Source organism: Bartonella sp. MR90HLJMH (assembly GCF_042194115.1).
In the GTDB taxonomy this organism is placed as follows: domain Bacteria; phylum Pseudomonadota; class Alphaproteobacteria; order Rhizobiales; family Rhizobiaceae; genus Bartonella; species Bartonella grahamii.
Genome location: NZ_JBHIMM010000003.1, coordinates 172,890 through 191,094, shown reverse-complemented (window position 1 = coordinate 191,094; position 18,205 = coordinate 172,890). Strand labels below are relative to the sequence as shown.

Here is an 18,205-nt window from a genome sequence, read left to right as displayed (position 1 = left end):
GGGGAATTTGTAAAAGAACCCTATGTAGGTGAATATTACGTCATATGATATCAAATGTACAAGCTTCGTTCCAAGGACATTCCTATTTATTTACACCTATTAAATTGAATTTAGCTCTACATGTTGTGGGGCAACGTTCTGATGGGTATCATTTAATAGAAAGTTTGGTTTATTTTAGTCTTAGCGGTGATTGTCTACACTATGCACCTTGCGAAAATAATCAATTTGTTTTGACGGGACCGTTTGCAAAAGGCCTTGTGTCTCATTTAGATAATTTGGTTATTCGCGCACGGGATTTTATGCATAAGACTTTTCCTGAATGTGCTCAACCTGCTTTTTTTCGGCTTGTAAAAACATTACCTGTTGCTTCAGGCATTGGTGGTGGCTCAGGTGATGCAGCTGGGGTTATAAGCATGTTGCGTCAACAGTGGAATCTTGATTGCTCTTACCAAGAATTAGCAAAAATGAGCTTAGTTCTTGGTGCTGATGTTCCCATGTGCCTTTATGCATTAGAATATCAGCAGCCACTTTTGGTCAAAGGAATTGGTCAAGAGATGATACAACTAAAAGGAGCCTGTTCTCTTGCAATAGTATTGGTTAATCATGGACAAGAGATTTCAACACAAACTGTTTTTAAAGCGTTAGAGAAGCGTCATAATCCTTCTTTAAAAATTAATACAGATTCTTTAAAGAGTGTTGATTCATTGGTTGAAGCTTTACAAGAAACGCGTAATGATCTTTTTTCTTCTGCATTAAAAATAGCACCTCAGTTAGCTGAAGTGTTATCTGTATTAGATGAATGTGGGGCTCTTTTTTCCCGTATATCTGGAACGGGAGCAACTTGCTTTGGCATTTTTAAAAATAAACAAACAGCGCAACAAGCAGCTCTTTTTATCAAATCAATGCACCCAAATTGGTTTGTAAAACCTATCATGACTTTAGGAAATATTTGATAAATAAATATAAAAGCTTTTATTTCGTCCTGATTTTATTATACACAGTGAAAGAGGGTAACCAAAGAAATGTATTTTTTTATCTTTTGTGCAAGAATTCGCATAATGTTTGGAGAGCCATTTAAAACTGTAATGCTTGCAAAAAATGATCAGGCTACAGAAATAGATGTATGTTTGTTGTATTGTGATTTATCAAAGATGTTTAATGTTCCGCTTCAACCAAATTTTTCGTGCGAATTGGATTTGCAAAAACAGGGTTTTTTTCATATAGCAGGTGTTGATGAAGTAGGACGGGGGCCTCTCGCTGGACCTGTGGTAACGGCAGCAGTTATCTTGGATAAAGACCATATTCCTAATGGGTTAAATGATTCAAAAAAACTTTCTTTTCTCCAACGAAATAGACTTTATCATGAAATTTTGCAAAGTGCATTAGCGGTTTCAGTCGCTAGTCTTTGTGCTCGTACAATTGATCAATCTAATATTAGAAAAGCAACTTTAGAAGCAATGCGTCGCTGTATTATAGGGTTAGCCATTCCAGCCCACTATGTCCTTGTTGATGGACGTGATATTCCTTCTGAGTTGTCCTGTCCTGCAATGGCGTTGATTAAGGGCGATCAGCGTTCGGTTTCAATTGCAGCCGCATCTATTATTGCGAAAGTAACGCGTGACAGGATGATGGAGTGTGCAGGACAAGTTTATAAAGGGTATGGTTTAGAGAAGCATGTAGGTTATGCAACACTAGCACATCGTACAGCTCTTGATAAATATGGACCAATTATAGGATTACATCGTTATAGTTTTGCACCACTAAAAGAGTGTTATAGAAATGGTGTGTCATGACGATTCTACCACTCAATAGTGCTTCGATAAGAGAGGCAATAGCGCTTCTTAAACAAGGGAAGTTAGTAGCATTACCAACGGAAACTGTTTATGGATTAGCGGGCGATGCAACCAATGGGAGGGCAATTTCTTCTATTTTTTCTACAAAGAGTCGTCCGCAAATTAATCCTCTTATTGTGCATGTCAGCGGCATCGAAATGGCGGAACGTTATGTGAAAATTGACTTTCTTTCACGCCAATTAATGGAGGAATTTTGGCCAGGGCCTTTGACATTGGTTTTGCCTTTAAAGGAACAGCATAATATTCATCCTTTAACAACCTCTGGTTTGAATACCTTGGCTGTTCGTTTTCCAGACAGTCGTTTTGCGGAAGTAGTACAACATTTTGGCCGACCACTTGCTGCTCCTAGTGCGAATCAGTCGGGGCGTCTTAGCCCTACTTCAGCTGAGGCTGTTTTTGCATCTTTGGGGGAATCTGTTCCTTTGATATTGGACGGAGGACCTGCTAAAATAGGGCTTGAATCAACGATTATTAAGATTTGTGATGAAAATATTTATCTTTTGCGTCCAGGGGGGCTTGCGGCTGATAAAATTGAAGAAATTGTGGGGAAGTCTTTAAAACGGATAGATCAAAGGGCGGCGATTGAAGCTCCAGGGATGTTAAAGTCGCATTATGCTCCCAATGCTACGATTCGTTTGAATGTAGAAAAGGTGGAAAATGGTGAAGCGCTTTTAGCATTTGGTTCAAAGCGCGTTATGGGGGCTGAAAATGCCGTTTCTATTTTAAATCTTAGCGAAGATGGAAAGTTGGAAGAGGCAGCCTTTCATTTATTTCAATATATGAAGGAATTAGATTCATTTAAAGTGAGATGTATCGCAGTAGAACCTATTCCATCATACGGATTAGGGGAGGCGATCAATGATCGTCTTATACGGGCTGCGGCTCCAAAGGAGAAACAAACATGGAGCAGAAATTAATTGAGGGGTTTAGAGAAATTGTTGGTGCTAAGCATGCTATAACAGATCAAGCGTTGATTGCACCGTATTTGCTTGAAGAGCGTGGGCTTTTTCATGGAAAAACACCTTTACTTTTACGTCCATCTTCTTGCGCAGAGGTCTCATCGATTATGCAGCTAGCGAGCAAAACACGCACACCGATTGTGCCACAGGGTGGAAATACAGGGCTTGTGGGGGGACAACAACCAGATGAAAGAGGAGGGAGCGTTCTTTTATCCATGGAACGATTAAATAAGATTAGAACTATAAATCTTGAGGGAAATTTTGTTGTTGTAGAGGCAGGTGTTATTTTACAGGATTTACAGAAAAAAGTGGATGAATCAGGTCGTTTTTTCCCTCTTTCTTTGGCTTCTGAAGGTTCTTGTCAAGTAGGGGGAAATCTTTCGTCGAATGCTGGAGGGACAGCTGTTTTAGCCTATGGCAATATGCGTGATCTTTGTCTTGGTTTGGAAGTTGTTTTACCGGATGGCCGTATTTTAGATGATTTGCGTTTTGTTAAAAAAGATAATAGCGGTTACGATTTGAAAAATCTTTTTATTGGTGCAGAAGGCACATTAGGTGTTATAACCGCAGCCGTTTTGAAGATGTTTCCAAAAATAAAAGGAAAAGCTGTTGCTTTGGTGGGATTATATAGTCCGGCGAAGGCTTTAGAGTTTTTATCTCTGGCTCAAAAATATGGAGGAGGGATGTTGACAGGTTTTGAGCTCATGGGAAATCTCAGTTTGCAAATGGCTTTAGATTATAAGATGTGTGAGAAGCCTCCTCTTCAGCGGAAGCATGAATGGTATGTATTAATGAACATTTCATCATTGCAAGGCGATGATGAGGCGTTATCAGTACTGAGTATTATTTTAGAAGAAGCTTTAAAGAATGCGGTGATAGAAGATGCAATTGTTGCACAATCTTTAAAACAGCAAGATTTTTTTTGGCAGTTGCGTGAAAGTATATCCTATGCACAAAAGTTAGCAGGAGGGTCCATTAAGCATGATATTGCGATCCCACTTGCTTCTATTCCTGATTTTATTGCTGAGGCAGCGCTTATTGTTGAAGATATTGCTCCAGGAGCACGGGTGATTTGTTTTGGACATATGGGCGATGGAAATTTACATTATAACATTACACAACCTGTAGGAGCTGATACGATGGTGTTCTTGCAGTTATGGTCAAAAATGAATCATCGCATTCATAGTTTAGTGATGGACTATAGAGGTGCATTTTCTGCTGAGCATGGAATTGGTCAGCTTAAGCGCGAAGAACTTCGTTCTTTTAAATCGCCTGTCGCATTGGATATTATGCAAGGGATTAAAAAAACGCTCGATCCTTTAGGGATAATGAATCCCGGAAAAGTATTATAATTCAAGAATAGTGATCATGTATTTTTGTTTAGATTTTAATAACCAAAAAAGAAACCAGTTGTTTTTTATTCAAACTTTTAATAATCCAATGAGAAAAAGCTGCTAAAGGGTGTATGTTATTTAAGATAAATTGGGATAATGTATATGGCTAATCAATGCTTTAATCAGGCAAAAGCGGTGCTTGAATTTCGGTTAGATCCGTGCCATTTGCCACAAACGACGACATATTTTTCATCCAAAACGGGTAATCAGGTTATTTGTTCGTTAAATGAGCGTGGTGTTTCTTTTAAAACGGATATGCCTTCAAGCTTATCGCATTTAATACCCCCTTATCATTTCCAAGGAATTGCAGCACGTACCGTGAAAACGCGTTCAGGAGAAAGAGCTGTTGCATTAGAATTACTTCATGCCGATGAGGAAGCTTGTATACCGCTTTTGGTTTCCAGAGATTTGAATAATGTTCTTCTGGATTGGCGATTATGGGCGGATACTTATGGACTCCCCATGCTTATGATCAATGAAGATAATCGCATTCTGGTTGTAAAAGATCGTTCTGATTTACATCGTTTTTTTGGTACAACAGCACATTCTAAACAAAAGCGTTTTTTACTTCGTTATAGCAATCCGTTAGGCTTGCGTTTGGTGATTGCGAATCGAATTGCACTCCAGTAATATTAATATGCATTCATTTTTGTACTACCGTAAGCATTTATCTTGTTGTGCCGTAAAACATCGTTGTTTGGGGCGGTAATATAAGGCGTGTAAACTTCACACATGAAGTATTTTTAGAGGACATGGCGAATATTCTTAAGTTTGCTTGTCGGTCTTTGTGTAAGTGAAGCATATGAGTAGGAACCAAGAGGAACCCGCTCAATGAGAATCCGGACGTTTACAGATGGGATTTGGTGTAACTTTTGGTTCTTTAAGGCAAAGAGGAAGTCAATGATTGTAAATGAGAGTTTTTTGACACCATACATTGGCAGCAGGAATCGGTTATGTTAAACGCTTTTCTCGGAGAGGTAAAAACGGCTTTCATAACAATAGAAACCGTTTTTTTGGCGGTGTAATTTTTGGTTTTTGCCACATCATTAAAACACGAGCAGATTGCTGGAAGTGTTTTTTACTTTTTTATAAATCATTTCTCCATGTTGAATGAGAGCTTTGAATATTGCAAAATATTCTTATTTCATCTCTCTCCTATAATCAAAATCATTTTTTTGCACGTTATAAGAAGGGGTAGAGTGTAGATAAAAATCATTAAAAAAGAGTAAACACTCTCTGATAAAGCGTTTAGATAGAAAGGGTTATCGTAATATTGGGAGTTGGAAAATACAATGATAGTATCGGTTTTTATCTTTATTTCAGAAAGATGGCAGAATGGATTTATACTATTTGCAGGTAGTGTCGTAAAATGGGAGTGACGAGCATGAGAGATATTGTTTAAGAATTTGTACGTGAATAACATCAGTATCTTTTTTTTGGCATTTTATTTTTCGTAAAAGCGGAATTTCATTAAAAAACGCAATAAATAAGAGAAATGATAGTATATATGTTTTTCTTCAGGGTTTTATAAGAAAGAAAGTATTTATAAAGATGATGAGAAAATACGTTTAAATTAAATACAACAGTAAAATGATCAGTTTATATCACAGTGTTATATTCAGAGAAATTTCCTATTTTATCATGAGTAGATATCCTATTTACAATATTTGATTGTTCAAAGGAAAGCACACTCATTTTTTCAAAATTATGGTCAACGTAAAACAGTAAGAAAATTTGTGTATCATGCTCTTATATAAAATAATCAAATCGGAAAAAAGAATATTCAAAGGATTTAGTTTTCTCGCGCAATGGCTCTCCATCCGATATCACGACGAACAAAACCTTCTGGCCAATCAATACAATCAACAGCTTCATAAGCACGTTTTTGTGCGTGCGTAATCGTTTTTCCTGTTGCTGTTATGTTGAGGACACGTCCACCATTTGCAATGAGTTCTCCATCACGCAATACTGTACCAGCTTGAAAAACTTTCACATCGGGAAGATTGTTTACTTTATCAACGTTACGGATAACAGTACCTTTTTGGGGAGAGTCTGGATAACCATTGGCAGCCATAACAACGGTGAGAGCAGTTTTTTCAGACCACCGAAGAGGCTTATTTTCAAGTTTTCCTTGAGCTGCAGCAAGAAAAATTGGCAAAATGTCATCTTTGAGGCGCATCATTAAAACTTGACATTCAGGATCACCGAATCGTACGTTAAATTCAATTAATTCGGGTCCTTTTTGCGTTATCATTAATCCGACGAAGAGAATACCTTTAAAGGGGGCGCCCATTTCTTTCATGCTTTTTAAAGCTGGTTCAACAATTTCTTTGAGGGTACGATTCACTATTTCTTGGGTCATGATGGGCGCTGGTGAATAAGCACCCATACCACCGGTGTTTGCTCCAATATCGCCATCACCTACACGTTTATGGTCTTGAGCAGAACCAAAAGGAAGAGCAACTTTACCATCACAAAGGCAGAAGAAGCTTGCTTCTTCACCTTCAAGAAAAGATTCTACAACAATTTTGTTTCCTGCATCTCCAAATGCACTTTTGAAGCAGGCATCGACTGCGTTAAATGCTTCTTCCATAGTTGTTGCAACCACGACACCTTTGCCAGCTGCTAAGCCATCAGCTTTAATAACAATGGGAACACCTTGTTGATGAATGTAAGCTTTAGCTTTAGAGGCATCATTAAAGCATTGGTAACTTCCTGTAGGAATGTTATTCTTACGACATAAATCTTTTGTAAAAGCTTTAGAACCTTCTAGTTGAGCAGCTTTTTGAGTAGGACCAAATACACAGATGTTAGCGCTATTAAGAGAGTCTGTTATACCCGCAACCAATGGTGCTTCTGGTCCTACAATCACAAGATCAATAGAATGTTTTTTACAAAAATCAATAACAAGGGGATGGTCATCAATGTTTAAATTAATATTTTCACCAAATTCTGTTGTTGCAGGGTTTCCAGGAGCACAATATAACTTTGTTAGCAGTGGTGATGCAGCTATTTTCCATGCTAAAGCATGTTCTCGTCCACCTGAGCCAATAAGAAGAATATTCATTGCTTGCTCCTCTCATAAAAGATGATTAATCTCATCTCCTTCTCATAAGAATGAAATGTCTCTATCGCAAGACCAAAGGTAAATCATTTGATGAAAAAAAATAAAAATATCGCGCATGTTCAATCCTGTGAGAGTCAGGGACGGGTTATGGATGCATCTTCCAAACAATGGGTCTACAATTTCCTTCCCTGTTCTTTATGGTTTTATGCGCAATTGGCGCGTTGGGATCGGCCTATCGGATGGCAATTGTTGATGTGGCCTTGTTTTTGGTCAACAACAATGGCTTTTTTCTCTTATAACATGCATTACGATACTCTTTTATCAATGTTTCTTCACTGGGTTTGGTATCTTTTTCTTTTTTTTCTGGGATCTATTGCTATGCGAGGGGCAGGATGTACTTGGAATGATCTTATTGACCATAAAATTGATGCTCAGGTAGAAAGGACACGTTCTCGCCCATTGCCGACAGGTCATGTGAGTCGGTTTCAAGCAAGAGTTTTTATACTTATGCAATGTTTGGTTGGTTTAGTCGTTTTATCACAATTTAATAGGTTTAGTTTTTTTCTAGGTATTTCGTCATTGATAGCTGTTGCATTTTATCCTTTTATGAAACGCGTAACATATTGGCCGCAGTTTTTTTTAGGCGTTGCGTTTAATTGGGGGGCATTAATGGGGTGGGCTGTTGTCTTTGGAAGTTTAAGCTGGGCACCAATCTTGCTTTATGTGGGATCAATCTTGTGGACCATAGGATACGATACAATCTACGCACATCAAGATAAAGAAGATGATGCTACTGTTGGTGTCCGTTCTACGGCCCTTCTCTTTGGTAAAGGAACCAAGCGTGCTTTAGTATTTTTGTATGGTGGTTTTGTGGTGTTCGTTAGTTTAGCATTTTATTTAGCTGGAGTCCCTGTTCTTAGTTTTTTGGGGATTTTTGTGGCAAGCATCCATATGTTTATTCAAATTAAAGTCATTGATATAGATGACAGTTCACAATGCCTCAGGCTTTTCAAATCTAATTCGCTTATTGGTTTTGTGATTTTTGCTGGTTTGGTATGTGGGGGTATATGGACGATATTTTATCCTGCGGTCTAAAAATAAGTTAGCTAAAATCATAGTTTCTGCTGAATACAGTATTTTCTTTTAAATAAGCTTGTTGCTAATCTGTTTTAAGCAATACAGTAGAAAATATTACCAATCAACTTTTACAGTGAAAATGAATTTCTTCTATTTAAATAAAATAAATCATCTTCTTTTAGAATTTTTCAAATAAAAAATACTTGTTTAACTGTTGGGAAGAAAAAATCTTTATAACGATGAAGTTTGAAGGATTAGGGATAAAGTTTTTGTCTTTTCCAATCGCTGTGTTCAACACAATCGCGTGTAAAAAGCAGACGATCATGTAAACGAAATGGGCGATCGCACCAGAACTCTATAGAAAGGGGGTTAACACGAAACCCAGACCAATAAGGTGGTCGTGGAATATTGCCTAGAGCATAACGCGCAGTATATTGAGCAATTGCTTTTTCGAGCACAAAACGATTGTCTAAAGGTTGAGATTGTTTAGATGCCCATGCACCAATTCGACTACCACGTGGTCGCGATTGGAAATAGGCATCGGCTTCCTGTTGACTTACTTTTTCAACAATTCCTCTAATTCTGACCTGACGACGGAGCGATTTCCAATGAAAACCTAAAGATGCTTTCATTGATTTTAAAATTTCTTGTCCTTTACAGCTTTCATAATTGGTATAGAAGACGAAGCCTTGGGGACTGTAGTCTTTGAGGAGAACCATACGAACATTAGGGAGTCCTGTTTCGTCAACTGTTGCTAATGCCATAGCATTTGGATCATTTATTTCACTTATCGTTGCCTCTTCAAGCCACTTTGCGAAAAGTTCAAAAGGTTTTTGCATTTTCATAAAATGATCATCTGTTGGTATTTTGTTGCTCATAGTTTCTCCAAATATCAGTGAGTATGGGCGAGGCATTTTCTCATTTACTTTATCATCAAAAAGCCAATGCTATTGTGTATTTCTATGGTAGTTTAATTATTTTTACTTTAGCATAGGCTACAATGAGCTATATTAAATAAATGTCTCATTTTATCTGGTATTTTAGTTTATTGATAGACATATAAAAAGGAAAGAAGAAATTATTCTCTAGAATAGACTGATGAAGATATAAGGGATATTGAGCAACGGATCAGTTGATATTTTGAAAACGAAAAAATTGAAAAGAGGGCAATATGCGTGATCCCTACACGATTCTGGGTGTGGCACGTACCGCAAAATCGCAAGAGATTAAATCGGCATTTAGAAGATTAGCAAAGAAGTATCATCCAGACCATAATAAAGATGATACAAAGGCTAAAGAAAAATTTGCTGAAATTAATCAAGCTTATGAAATTATAGGTGATAAGGATAAAAAGGCACAATTTGATCGCGGTGAAATTGATATGGAAGGAAAACCGCTTTATCAAGCTTATGGTACTGGTGAAAATTTTAGCAATAAACAAAATCCCTTTTCAGGAAGAGCAAAGGGATTTGATTTTTCCTCTTCAGGTGGTGCAGGTTTTGATGCGAGTGATATTTTTCGGGATCTGTTTGGAGGAGGTAGTAGCTTTTCGAATTCCACACACTATAACCGTCCCCAACAAGGAGCACATGTTCGTGCTAATCTTGCCATAACATTAGAGCAGATGGTTGGCGCAGAAAAGGTGGAAGCTGTTTTTCCAAATGGAAAAAAGTTAAAAATTAAACTTCCAGATTATATTGAAGACGGACAGACTATTCGTTTAAAAGGTCAGGGAGAAGAGGTACCTCTCGGGCAAGCAGGAGATGCGTTGATAACCATTCAGATTCAAAAACATCCTCGTTTTCGGGTTGAAGGAAGAGCACTTCATCTTGATTTACCAGTTTCTCTTAAACATGCTGTTTTGGGAGCAAAAGAAGAAGTTGAGACGTTGGAGGGACGTGTGGTTTTAACGATTCCTGCTTGGTCAAGTTCTGATCGCGTTTTACGGTTGAAAGGAAAAGGGCTTCGTTTAAAAAATGGTACAAGAGATGATCTTTATGTGCATGTTCGCATTATGTTGCCGGAAGGTGAAAATGCCGCGCTAGAACAGTTTTTGCAAATGCAACAAGATTAATTTTAAAATTTTTTATATACAAAAGCGTAGTTTTTGTTTGATTTTAAACCAATTGCTTGAAGAAAAAGTTGACCTGTGTCATAGGCAGATGAATAATATTAATTTTAAGTAACAATGGGGCAGTGCTGATGGCTAAGGGTAATGGTTTGTTGTACGGTAAGCGTGGTTTAATTTTGGGGTTGGCCAATAATCGCTCCATCGCTTGGGGAATCGCTAAAGCGGCAAGTAGCGCAGGGGCAGAGCTTGCTTTTACCTATCAGGGTGAAGCAATGAAAAAGCGTGTTGAGCCTTTGGCTGAAGAATTAAAGGGGTTTGTTTGTGGACATTGTGATGTTTCTGACAGTGTCTCTATTGATACGGTCTTTAGAGAAATAGAGAAGAAATGGGGAAAACTCGATTTTTTAGTTCATGCTATTGGTTTTTCTGATAAAGACGAATTAAGTGGTCGTTATATTGATATCAGCGAATCAAATTTTATGATGACCATGAATATTTCCGTTTATTCCCTAACAGCTCTAACGAAGCGTGCAGAGAAATTGATGCCAGATGGTGGGTCAATCTTGACACTGACCTATTATGGTGCAGAAAAGGTTGTTCCCAATTATAATGTAATGGGGGTTGCCAAAGCAGCTCTTGAAGCGAGCGTGAAATATTTAGCGGTAGATTTAGGTCCTCAAAATATTCGTGTTAATGCTATATCTGCTGGACCAATTAAAACGTTAGCGGCTTCTGGTATTGGTGATTTTCGTTATATTTTAAAATGGAATGAATATAATGCTCCATTACGTCGTACGGTAACAATTGAAGAGGTTGGTGATTCTGCGCTTTATTTTCTTTCAGATTTGTCTCGTTCTGTTACCGGTGAAGTCCATCATGTCGATTCGGGTTATAATATCATAGGTATGAAAGCAGTTGATGCACCAGACATTTCTGTCGTTAAAGAATAAAGTTTGGTTTATGGGATTTTATTGGACAGCAGTAATTTGACCAAATTTAAAGTGGCTAAGGGTATTTGGGAGCAACGAGCTACCTTGTGTATAGCACACAACATACGTTGTCGTTGTATATATTTGACAGAGAAACGGATCTTTTTGCATGTCGCATAATACATTTGGTCATTTGTTTCGTGTAACAACATGGGGTGAAAGTCATGGTGCTGCTCTTGGTTGTGTCATTGATGGTTGTCCACCTGGAATTATTTTTACTCTTGCAGAAGTTCAAGCTTATCTTGATAAACGCAAACCAGGACAATCAAAATATACAACGCAGCGCCGAGAACCAGATGAAGTAGAGGTCCTTTCAGGAGTTGTTGTTCAAGACGATGGGACAACATTGGTGACGACAGGTACACCAATTTCTCTGTTGATTCGAAACACAGATCAGCGTTCGAAGGATTATAGCTCGATTGCTCATCAGTATCGTCCAGGACATGCGGATTATACTTATGATATTAAATATGGCATTCGTGATTTTCGAGGTGGGGGACGTGCTTCAGCACGGGAGACGGTAGCACGTGTTGCAGCTGGTGCATTTGCTCGTAAAATCGTTCCTGGTTTGATTGTACGAGGAGCAGTGATAGCAATTGGTCCTCATAATATTAATCGTGATCGGTGGGATTGGTCAGAGGTTGATAATAATCCTTTTTTTACAGCTGATGCAGAGATGGTTCCCATTTTTAGTGATTATATCAGTAAACTCCGTAAAGAGGGAACATCTGTTGGTGCGGTTGTTGAGATCGTTGCAGAAAATGTTCCGGCAGGTTTAGGAGCCCCTATTTATGCAAAGCTTGATCAAGATATTGCATCGTTACTTATGTCGATTAATGCGGTAAAAGGTGTGGAAATTGGTGATGGTTTTGCGGCAGCCCGCCTGAGGGGAGAAGAAAATGCCGATGAAATGCGAATGGGAAATGATGGAAAACCGCTTTTTTTATCCAATCATGCTGGTGGTATTTTAGGGGGAATATCGAGTGGACAGCCAATAGTTGCACGTTTTGCTGTAAAGCCTACTTCATCAATTTTAACGCCTCGTCGCTCCATTGATGTTGATGGTCATGATATAGATGTTATAACGAAGGGACGTCATGATCCATGTGTTGGGATTCGTGCCGTTCCTGTTGGTGAAGCGATGGTTGCTTGTGCTATTGCTGACCATTATCTAAGACATCGCGGTCAAATTGGGTGATTGAAAAGGTGAACAATGGCGTATGATGAAAAAAAAATTGTTTCTGCACTTAAAGCTTTTGAACGCGGTGAAATTGTTGTGGTGACAGATGATGATGACCGTGAAAATGAGGGTGATTTAACTGTTGCTGCAGCGTATTGTACAGAAGAAAAGATGGCGTTTATTCTTCGTCACACAACAGGTATTGTGTGTACACCTATGCCAAAAAAAGAAGCACAACGGTTTAATCTTGCTCCTATGGTACCAGATAATAACTCTGCACATGGGACGCAATTTACTGTTACTGTGGATTTTAAACATGGGATAACAACGGGTATTTCTGCACATGACCGCACATTGGCAGTTCGTAATCTTGCTAATCCAAATGCTGGTGCTCACGATTTTGTCCGTCCAGGACATATTTTTCCTTTGATTGCGCATGAAGGGGGAGTGCTCATGCGTTCAGGTCACACGGAGGCCGCTGTTGATTTATGTAAATTAGCTGGTTTGCCACCAGTTGGTGTTATTGGTGAGTTGGTCAATGATGATGGCAGCGTTAAACATGGCGATCAGATCATGAAATTTGCACAAGAACATCGGTTACATATGATAACGGTTGCAGATTTAATTGCTTACCGCCAACGTAAGGAAATATTGATCAAGCATGTTGGAGAAATGCCTATTGAAACATCTGTAGGTCCCGCTATTGTTCAAAGTTATCAATTCCCTTGGGAAGCCGTTCAGCATATTGCAATTGTTTTTGGTGATGTCCGTGAGGGTGAGGATATTCCTGTGTATTTACATCATGAAAACATTATAAATGACGTTTTTTGTCAATCTTCAGATATTATGGTGGTGATGCGGCGTATGATGGAAAAAGAAAAACGTGGCGTATTTATTTATTTGCGTAAAGGATCTGTTATGCAATCAACTATTGATATTCAAAATATGGCAAGAGACAGTTCAGAAAACCATGTGCAGGCGATTGAACGCGAAGAAGAATGGCGCAAAATTGGTTTAGGATCACAAATTTTAAAATATCTAGGAATAGGCTCTGTTATTGTTTATGCTGCTAAAGAGCATCATCATGTAGGTTTAGAAGGTTTTGGAATTCGTATATCTAGAACAGATATTTTTTGAGGTTCATATGAAAAAAGAGATACAAGAGGGGGATATTACGACCTTAAGCTTTGAACAAGCGCTTAAGCAACTTGAAGTTATTGTCGAAAATTTGGAACGTGGCGATGTGCCTTTGGAACAATCCATTGATATTTATGAACGCGGTGAAGCGCTTAAAAAGCATTGTGAAAAACTCTTAAGAGTTGCTGAAGCTAAAGTTGAAAAAATACAGCTTTCAGAAGACGCTTTTCCAGAAGGAGTAGAACCACTTGATGCTAAATAATATTAAATATTTTGGATATTTATTGTGAAACGAGGAGATATAATAACCTTTTTTATAGAAAATTAAATCGATTGATTTCTTTTTTATAAAATAAGTAAAAAATGAGAAAAGTATAGCTCATCTCAAATAGAAAAGAGCATTTTTCAGTAAAAAAGATGCAAAACTGTAAATAAGAGTAGAGAAGATATATTTTTATCGTTTCGTTTTCTTGAGTTAAGATAATAGAAAGGTTTTTTTTGTCTCAGGTCTTAACACCATTGCTTGACCGTATTTGTTTTCCGCAAGATTTGCGGGCATTGCCTGAGTCTGATTTGGTACAGTTGGCTGATGAGTTGCGGACTGCAACAATTGATGCGGTTTCTGTAACAGGTGGTCATCTTGGGGCGGGACTTGGTGTTGTTGAGCTCACTGTTGCATTACATTATATTTTTAATACACCAGAGGATAGGATTATTTGGGATGTTGGTCATCAAACCTATCCACACAAGATTTTAACGGGGCGTAGAGAAAAAATTCGCACATTACGTCAAGAGGGCGGATTATCAGGTTTTACAAAACGTTCAGAAAGTGTGTATGATCCATTTGGAGCGGGTCATTCGTCTACTTCTATTTCAGCGGGGCTTGGCATGGCGGTGGCAAGTGCTTTGAAAGCAGAGACAAGACGCAATATCATAGCTGTCATCGGTGATGGTGCAATGTCTGCGGGCATGGCTTATGAAGCAATGAACAATGCTGGTGCTTTGGATGCACGCTTGATTGTTGTTCTTAATGATAACGATATGTCTATCGCACCACCTACAGGTGCTATGAGTGCACATCTTGCACGATTAGTATCTCGTCCTTCTTATCGTCATTTGCGTGAACGCGTAAAGATGTTGAGCGAAAAATTGCCAAAGTTTTTTTTGGATAAGGCGCGTCGTTCAGAGGAATTTGCGCGTGGACTTTTGGTTGGGGGAACTTTATTTGATGAGCTTGGCTTTTATTACGTTGGACCCATAGATGGGCACAATTTTGGGCATTTATTGCCTGTTTTAAAAAATGTTCGTGAATATCCTAGTGGTCCTGTTTTGGTGCATGTTGTCACACATAAGGGAAAGGGATATCCACCTGCAGAAGCCTCACCTGATAAATATCATGGTGTTAATCGTTTTGATGTCATGACAGGAAAACAGGTTAAAGCATCAAGTAATATTCTACCCTATACCAAGGTATTTTCTAAAGCTTTAATAGAAGAAGCTCGCCATGATGATAAGATTGTTGGCATAACAGCAGCGATGCCAACAGGGACAGGTCTTGATTCTTTTGCGAAAAAATTTCCTGAAAAAATGTTTGATGTTGGTATCGCTGAGCAACATGCCGTAACTTTTGCGGCAGGTCTTGCTTGTGAAGGGTACAAGCCTTTTGTTGCAATTTATTCTACTTTTTTACAGCGTGCTTATGATCAAATTATTCATGATGTATCAATTCAAAAATTACCGGTACGTTTTGCTATTGACCGTGCAGGTTTTGTGGGGGCAGATGGTGCAACACATGCTGGAAGTTTTGATATTGTTTTTTTGTCCACTCTTCCTAGGTTTGTTGTTATGGCACCTTCTGATGAGCTTGAACTGATGCATATGGTGCGTACAGCTGCAGCTTATGATCAGGGACCAATTTCTTTTCGTTATCCACGTGGTGAGGGTATTGGTATAGATTTACCGCAACGTGGTGAGTTATTAGAAATTGGAAAGGGGCGTGTTCTGCGTGAAGGAAATAGGATCGCTTTGGTTTGTTTTGGAACGCGAATGTCAGAAGTGTTGCAAGCTGCTGATGCATTGGAGGCTGAAGGATTATCTACAACGGTTGCAGATGCACGGTTTGCGAAACCTTTAGATAAGGATTTGATGTGTCGTTTGGCACGTGAGCATGAAGTATTGGTGACAATTGAAGAAGGGGCAATTGGTGGTTTTGGAGCGCACATATTACAATTTTTAGCGCAAGAAGGGCTCTTAGAGCATGGTTTGAAAGCTCGTACACTAAAACTTCCTGATGAGTATTTGAATCATGGTGCACCAGAAAAAGTTCTTTCACGTATCGGGCTTGATGCTATGGGTATTGTCAACACGGTTTTTGTTGCTTTAGGCCGCGAGATTCGAACAGGATAAAAAATTCGAGTATGATATGGCTGCCAGAAAAAGGCTCGATATTCTCTTAGTTGAAAAAAACTTTTTTACGACACGTTCACGCGCACGTGATGCTGTTATGCGTCAAACTGTTAAAGTTAACGGCGAAATCGTTTTTAAAGCTGGGCAAATCGTTTTTGATGATGCAGAGATTGCTGTTTGTGATCCAGCGCAGAATTATGTTTCTCGGGCAGCGTTAAAATTGATTGCTGCACTTGATGCATTTCCGATTATAACAGATAAAGTGACGGCCATTGATGTTGGTGCATCAACAGGTGGTTTTACACAAGTTCTCTTAGAGCGTGGATCGGCTCATGTAATTGCCGTTGATGTTGGGCATCATCAATTTGATAAACGTTTATTGGGCAACAGTGCTATAACGTTATTAGAAGGCTTGAATGTTAGAGATTTTCAACATAAACATTTAGGTGGGCGAGAAATTGATCTTATCGTTTCAGATGTTAGCTTTATTTCTCTCAAACTTGCATTGCCTCCCGTTTTGTCTTTAGCCAAGAAGGGTGCCCAAGCTGTTTTACTGGTAAAGCCTCAGTTTGAGGTTGGTCGTAAACACTTTAGCAAGAGGGGAATATTAAATCCATCAATAGCTAAAGAAACTGCTGAGGCGCTTTTTGTTTGGTTAAATACACAAACAGGGTGGAGTGCAAAAGGTTTAATTTCTTCCCCTATTACAGGTGGTGATGGCAACGTGGAATATTTACTATTCGGAGAAAAACAAGAGTGAGTGACAATGTCATAATCGACCATATCGGAGCAAATGGGTATGGTACTTCTAGGACGTCTCACGGCTTCGTTTATGTTCCTTTTACTTTACCAGGAGAGTGTGCTGAAATTACTGTTCATGGAAAATATGCAACATGTATAGCATTAAAAGAAAAATCATTAGAACGCATTGATACTCTTTGTCAGCATTTTGGAGAATGTGGAGGGTGTACTCTTCAGCATTGGCATATGGATGCTTATCGCGTATGGAAACAACAATTGGTTGTTGATGCGCTTAAAAAGTATGGACTTAATAATGTTGTTGCGCCTTTAATAGAATGTAAACCTTATAGCCGACGGCGGATTACTCTAACAGCATCTATGACCCCACAGGGGCAAAAAGTTGGTTTTAACCGTTATCTCTCTCATGAGATTGTAGCTCTTGAGGAATGTCCAGTAAGCCGTCCAGAGCTTATTTCTCAGTTGCATAATATTAGAGAGCTCTGTGCTTTTCTAAGCAGCTCTGCCAAACGGTTTCATGTTACAATAACACGTGTTGAAAATGGTTTAGATGTTGCTTTAAGCGGTTGCATTGTACACCATGAATCACTTCGTCAGAAAATGATCAGTGCTGCTCTTTCATATGGGATTATACGTTTATCTGTTGACGGTGAAGTTTTGGTTGAACGAGAAAAACCAGAGATTTACTTTGGAGATGTCCGTGTTGAATTTCCTTCTGGTGGTTTTCTTCAAGCAACTTGCGAAGCTGAAAATATAATGGGCAATATTATTTTGACTCATTTACAAAAAGCAAAGAATGCTGTTGATTTGTTTTCAGGGATAGGAACATTTACCTTGCGTATGGCAAAAAAGATGAATGTTCATGCAGTAGAAGATAATGAAGATGCATTAAGAAATCTAAATACAGCAGCACGTTTTGCAACTGGTTTAAAAACGGTCACTTGTGAAAAACGTGATCTTTTCCGACATCCCCTTTCTGTAAAGGAACTTGAGTGTTTTGAGAGTGTTGTTTTTGATCCTCCCCGTGTTGGTGCAGAGCAACAAGTACGTGAATTAGCGAAGACAACAGTATCACGTGTTGTAGCAATTTCCTGTAATCCTACTACATTTGCTCGTGATTTATCTCTTCTTGTTGCAGGGGGGTATACAGTAGAAAAAATCATACCGATTGATCAATTTTTATGGTCACCACATGTCGAAATTGTTGCTGTTTTGAGCAAAAAGAAAAAAAAGAAAGCTTGGAAGCTTTAGCCTAAAATTTTTTAATGCCATGAAGACTTTTTTAAAAGTTTACTTGAGTATTATTATAAAAA

16 protein-coding genes are annotated in these 18,205 nt (G+C 38.6%); 14 read left to right on the top strand and 2 right to left on the bottom strand.

What is annotated here, in order from left to right; translation table 11 throughout:
* The first annotated feature begins 44 nt into the window (after nt 1-44).
* From ACFIJ9_RS03320 to ACFIJ9_RS03300, 5 genes are all read left to right on the top strand, one after another.
* Nucleotides 45-953: a 4-(cytidine 5'-diphospho)-2-C-methyl-D-erythritol kinase gene (locus tag ACFIJ9_RS03320; RefSeq protein ID WP_375635782.1), complete on the top strand. Its 909-nt coding sequence runs from the start codon at nt 45-47 to the stop codon at nt 951-953.
* Between the two features lie 198 nt (nt 954-1,151).
* Nucleotides 1,152-1,793 (top strand): ribonuclease HII, encoded by a 642-nt coding sequence (locus ACFIJ9_RS03315; RefSeq protein WP_375635838.1) that lies wholly within the window; start codon nt 1,152-1,154, stop codon nt 1,791-1,793.
* Complete coding sequence (locus ACFIJ9_RS03310; RefSeq protein ID WP_375635781.1) at nt 1,790-2,770, top strand: L-threonylcarbamoyladenylate synthase; 981 nt, start codon at nt 1,790-1,792, stop codon at nt 2,768-2,770. The genes ACFIJ9_RS03315 and ACFIJ9_RS03310 overlap by 4 nt, the downstream gene beginning before the upstream one ends.
* Nucleotides 2,755-4,164, top strand: a complete 1,410-nt coding sequence (locus ACFIJ9_RS03305) for an FAD-binding oxidoreductase (RefSeq protein WP_375635780.1) — start codon at nt 2,755-2,757, stop codon at nt 4,162-4,164. The genes ACFIJ9_RS03310 and ACFIJ9_RS03305 overlap by 16 nt, the downstream gene beginning before the upstream one ends.
* A 144-nt stretch (nt 4,165-4,308) precedes the next feature.
* The gene (locus ACFIJ9_RS03300; protein ID WP_012754813.1) at nt 4,309-4,836 is read left to right on the top strand and encodes a DUF6101 family protein; all 528 of its coding nucleotides are present in this window, start codon (nt 4,309-4,311) and stop codon (nt 4,834-4,836) included.
* 1,162 nt (nt 4,837-5,998) lie between these two features.
* Here the strand turns inward: ACFIJ9_RS03300 and purD are convergent.
* The gene (gene purD / locus ACFIJ9_RS03295) at nt 5,999-7,273 is read right to left on the bottom strand and encodes a phosphoribosylamine--glycine ligase (RefSeq protein WP_375635779.1); all 1,275 of its coding nucleotides are present in this window, start codon (nt 7,271-7,273) and stop codon (nt 5,999-6,001) included.
* A 90-nt stretch (nt 7,274-7,363) separates the two neighbouring features.
* On the opposite strand from purD, the gene ubiA reads away from it, so the two are divergent.
* Nucleotides 7,364-8,368, top strand: coding sequence for a 4-hydroxybenzoate octaprenyltransferase (ubiA, locus tag ACFIJ9_RS03290; protein ID WP_375635778.1), 1,005 nt, complete (start codon nt 7,364-7,366; stop codon nt 8,366-8,368).
* Between the two features lie 236 nt (nt 8,369-8,604).
* On the opposite strand, the gene pdxH is transcribed toward ubiA, so the two are convergent.
* Nucleotides 8,605-9,228, bottom strand: coding sequence for a pyridoxamine 5'-phosphate oxidase (pdxH, locus tag ACFIJ9_RS03285; RefSeq protein ID WP_375635777.1), 624 nt, complete (start codon nt 9,226-9,228; stop codon nt 8,605-8,607).
* A gap of 293 nt (nt 9,229-9,521) precedes the next feature.
* On the opposite strand from pdxH, the gene ACFIJ9_RS03280 reads away from it, so the two are divergent.
* The 8 genes from ACFIJ9_RS03280 to ACFIJ9_RS03245 all read left to right on the top strand — a co-directional run bounded on the left by ACFIJ9_RS03280 (nt 9,522) and on the right by ACFIJ9_RS03245 (nt 18,143).
* Entirely contained in the window at nt 9,522-10,424 is a 903-nt protein-coding gene (locus ACFIJ9_RS03280) for a DnaJ C-terminal domain-containing protein (protein ID WP_012754817.1), read from the top strand.
* Between the two features lie 128 nt (nt 10,425-10,552).
* Nucleotides 10,553-11,371 carry an enoyl-ACP reductase FabI gene (gene fabI / locus ACFIJ9_RS03275; protein ID WP_273787904.1) on the top strand — a complete coding sequence of 273 codons (819 nt, stop codon included), beginning with the start codon at nt 10,553-10,555 and terminating at the stop codon, nt 11,369-11,371.
* Nucleotides 11,372-11,519: 148 nt separating this feature from the next.
* Nucleotides 11,520-12,608, top strand: coding sequence for a chorismate synthase (aroC, locus tag ACFIJ9_RS03270; RefSeq protein ID WP_375635776.1), 1,089 nt, complete (start codon nt 11,520-11,522; stop codon nt 12,606-12,608).
* 15 nt (nt 12,609-12,623) lie between these two features.
* Nucleotides 12,624-13,727 carry a 3,4-dihydroxy-2-butanone-4-phosphate synthase gene (gene ribB, locus ACFIJ9_RS03265; protein ID WP_375635775.1) on the top strand — a complete coding sequence of 368 codons (1,104 nt, stop codon included), beginning with the start codon at nt 12,624-12,626 and terminating at the stop codon, nt 13,725-13,727.
* Between the two features lie 7 nt (nt 13,728-13,734).
* Nucleotides 13,735-13,989: an exodeoxyribonuclease VII small subunit gene (locus tag ACFIJ9_RS03260; RefSeq protein ID WP_375635774.1), complete on the top strand. Its 255-nt coding sequence runs from the start codon at nt 13,735-13,737 to the stop codon at nt 13,987-13,989.
* Between the two features lie 236 nt (nt 13,990-14,225).
* Complete coding sequence (gene dxs, locus ACFIJ9_RS03255) at nt 14,226-16,133, top strand: 1-deoxy-D-xylulose-5-phosphate synthase (protein ID WP_375635773.1); 1,908 nt, start codon at nt 14,226-14,228, stop codon at nt 16,131-16,133.
* 16 nt (nt 16,134-16,149) lie between these two features.
* On the top strand, nt 16,150-16,893 hold the full coding sequence (locus ACFIJ9_RS03250) for a TlyA family RNA methyltransferase (protein ID WP_375635772.1): 744 nt from the start codon (nt 16,150-16,152) through the stop codon (nt 16,891-16,893).
* Entirely contained in the window at nt 16,890-18,143 is a 1,254-nt protein-coding gene (locus ACFIJ9_RS03245) for a class I SAM-dependent RNA methyltransferase (RefSeq protein ID WP_375635771.1), read from the top strand. Before ACFIJ9_RS03250 ends, ACFIJ9_RS03245 begins: the two co-directional genes overlap by 4 nt.
* The last annotated feature ends 62 nt before the right edge of the window (nt 18,144-18,205 follow it).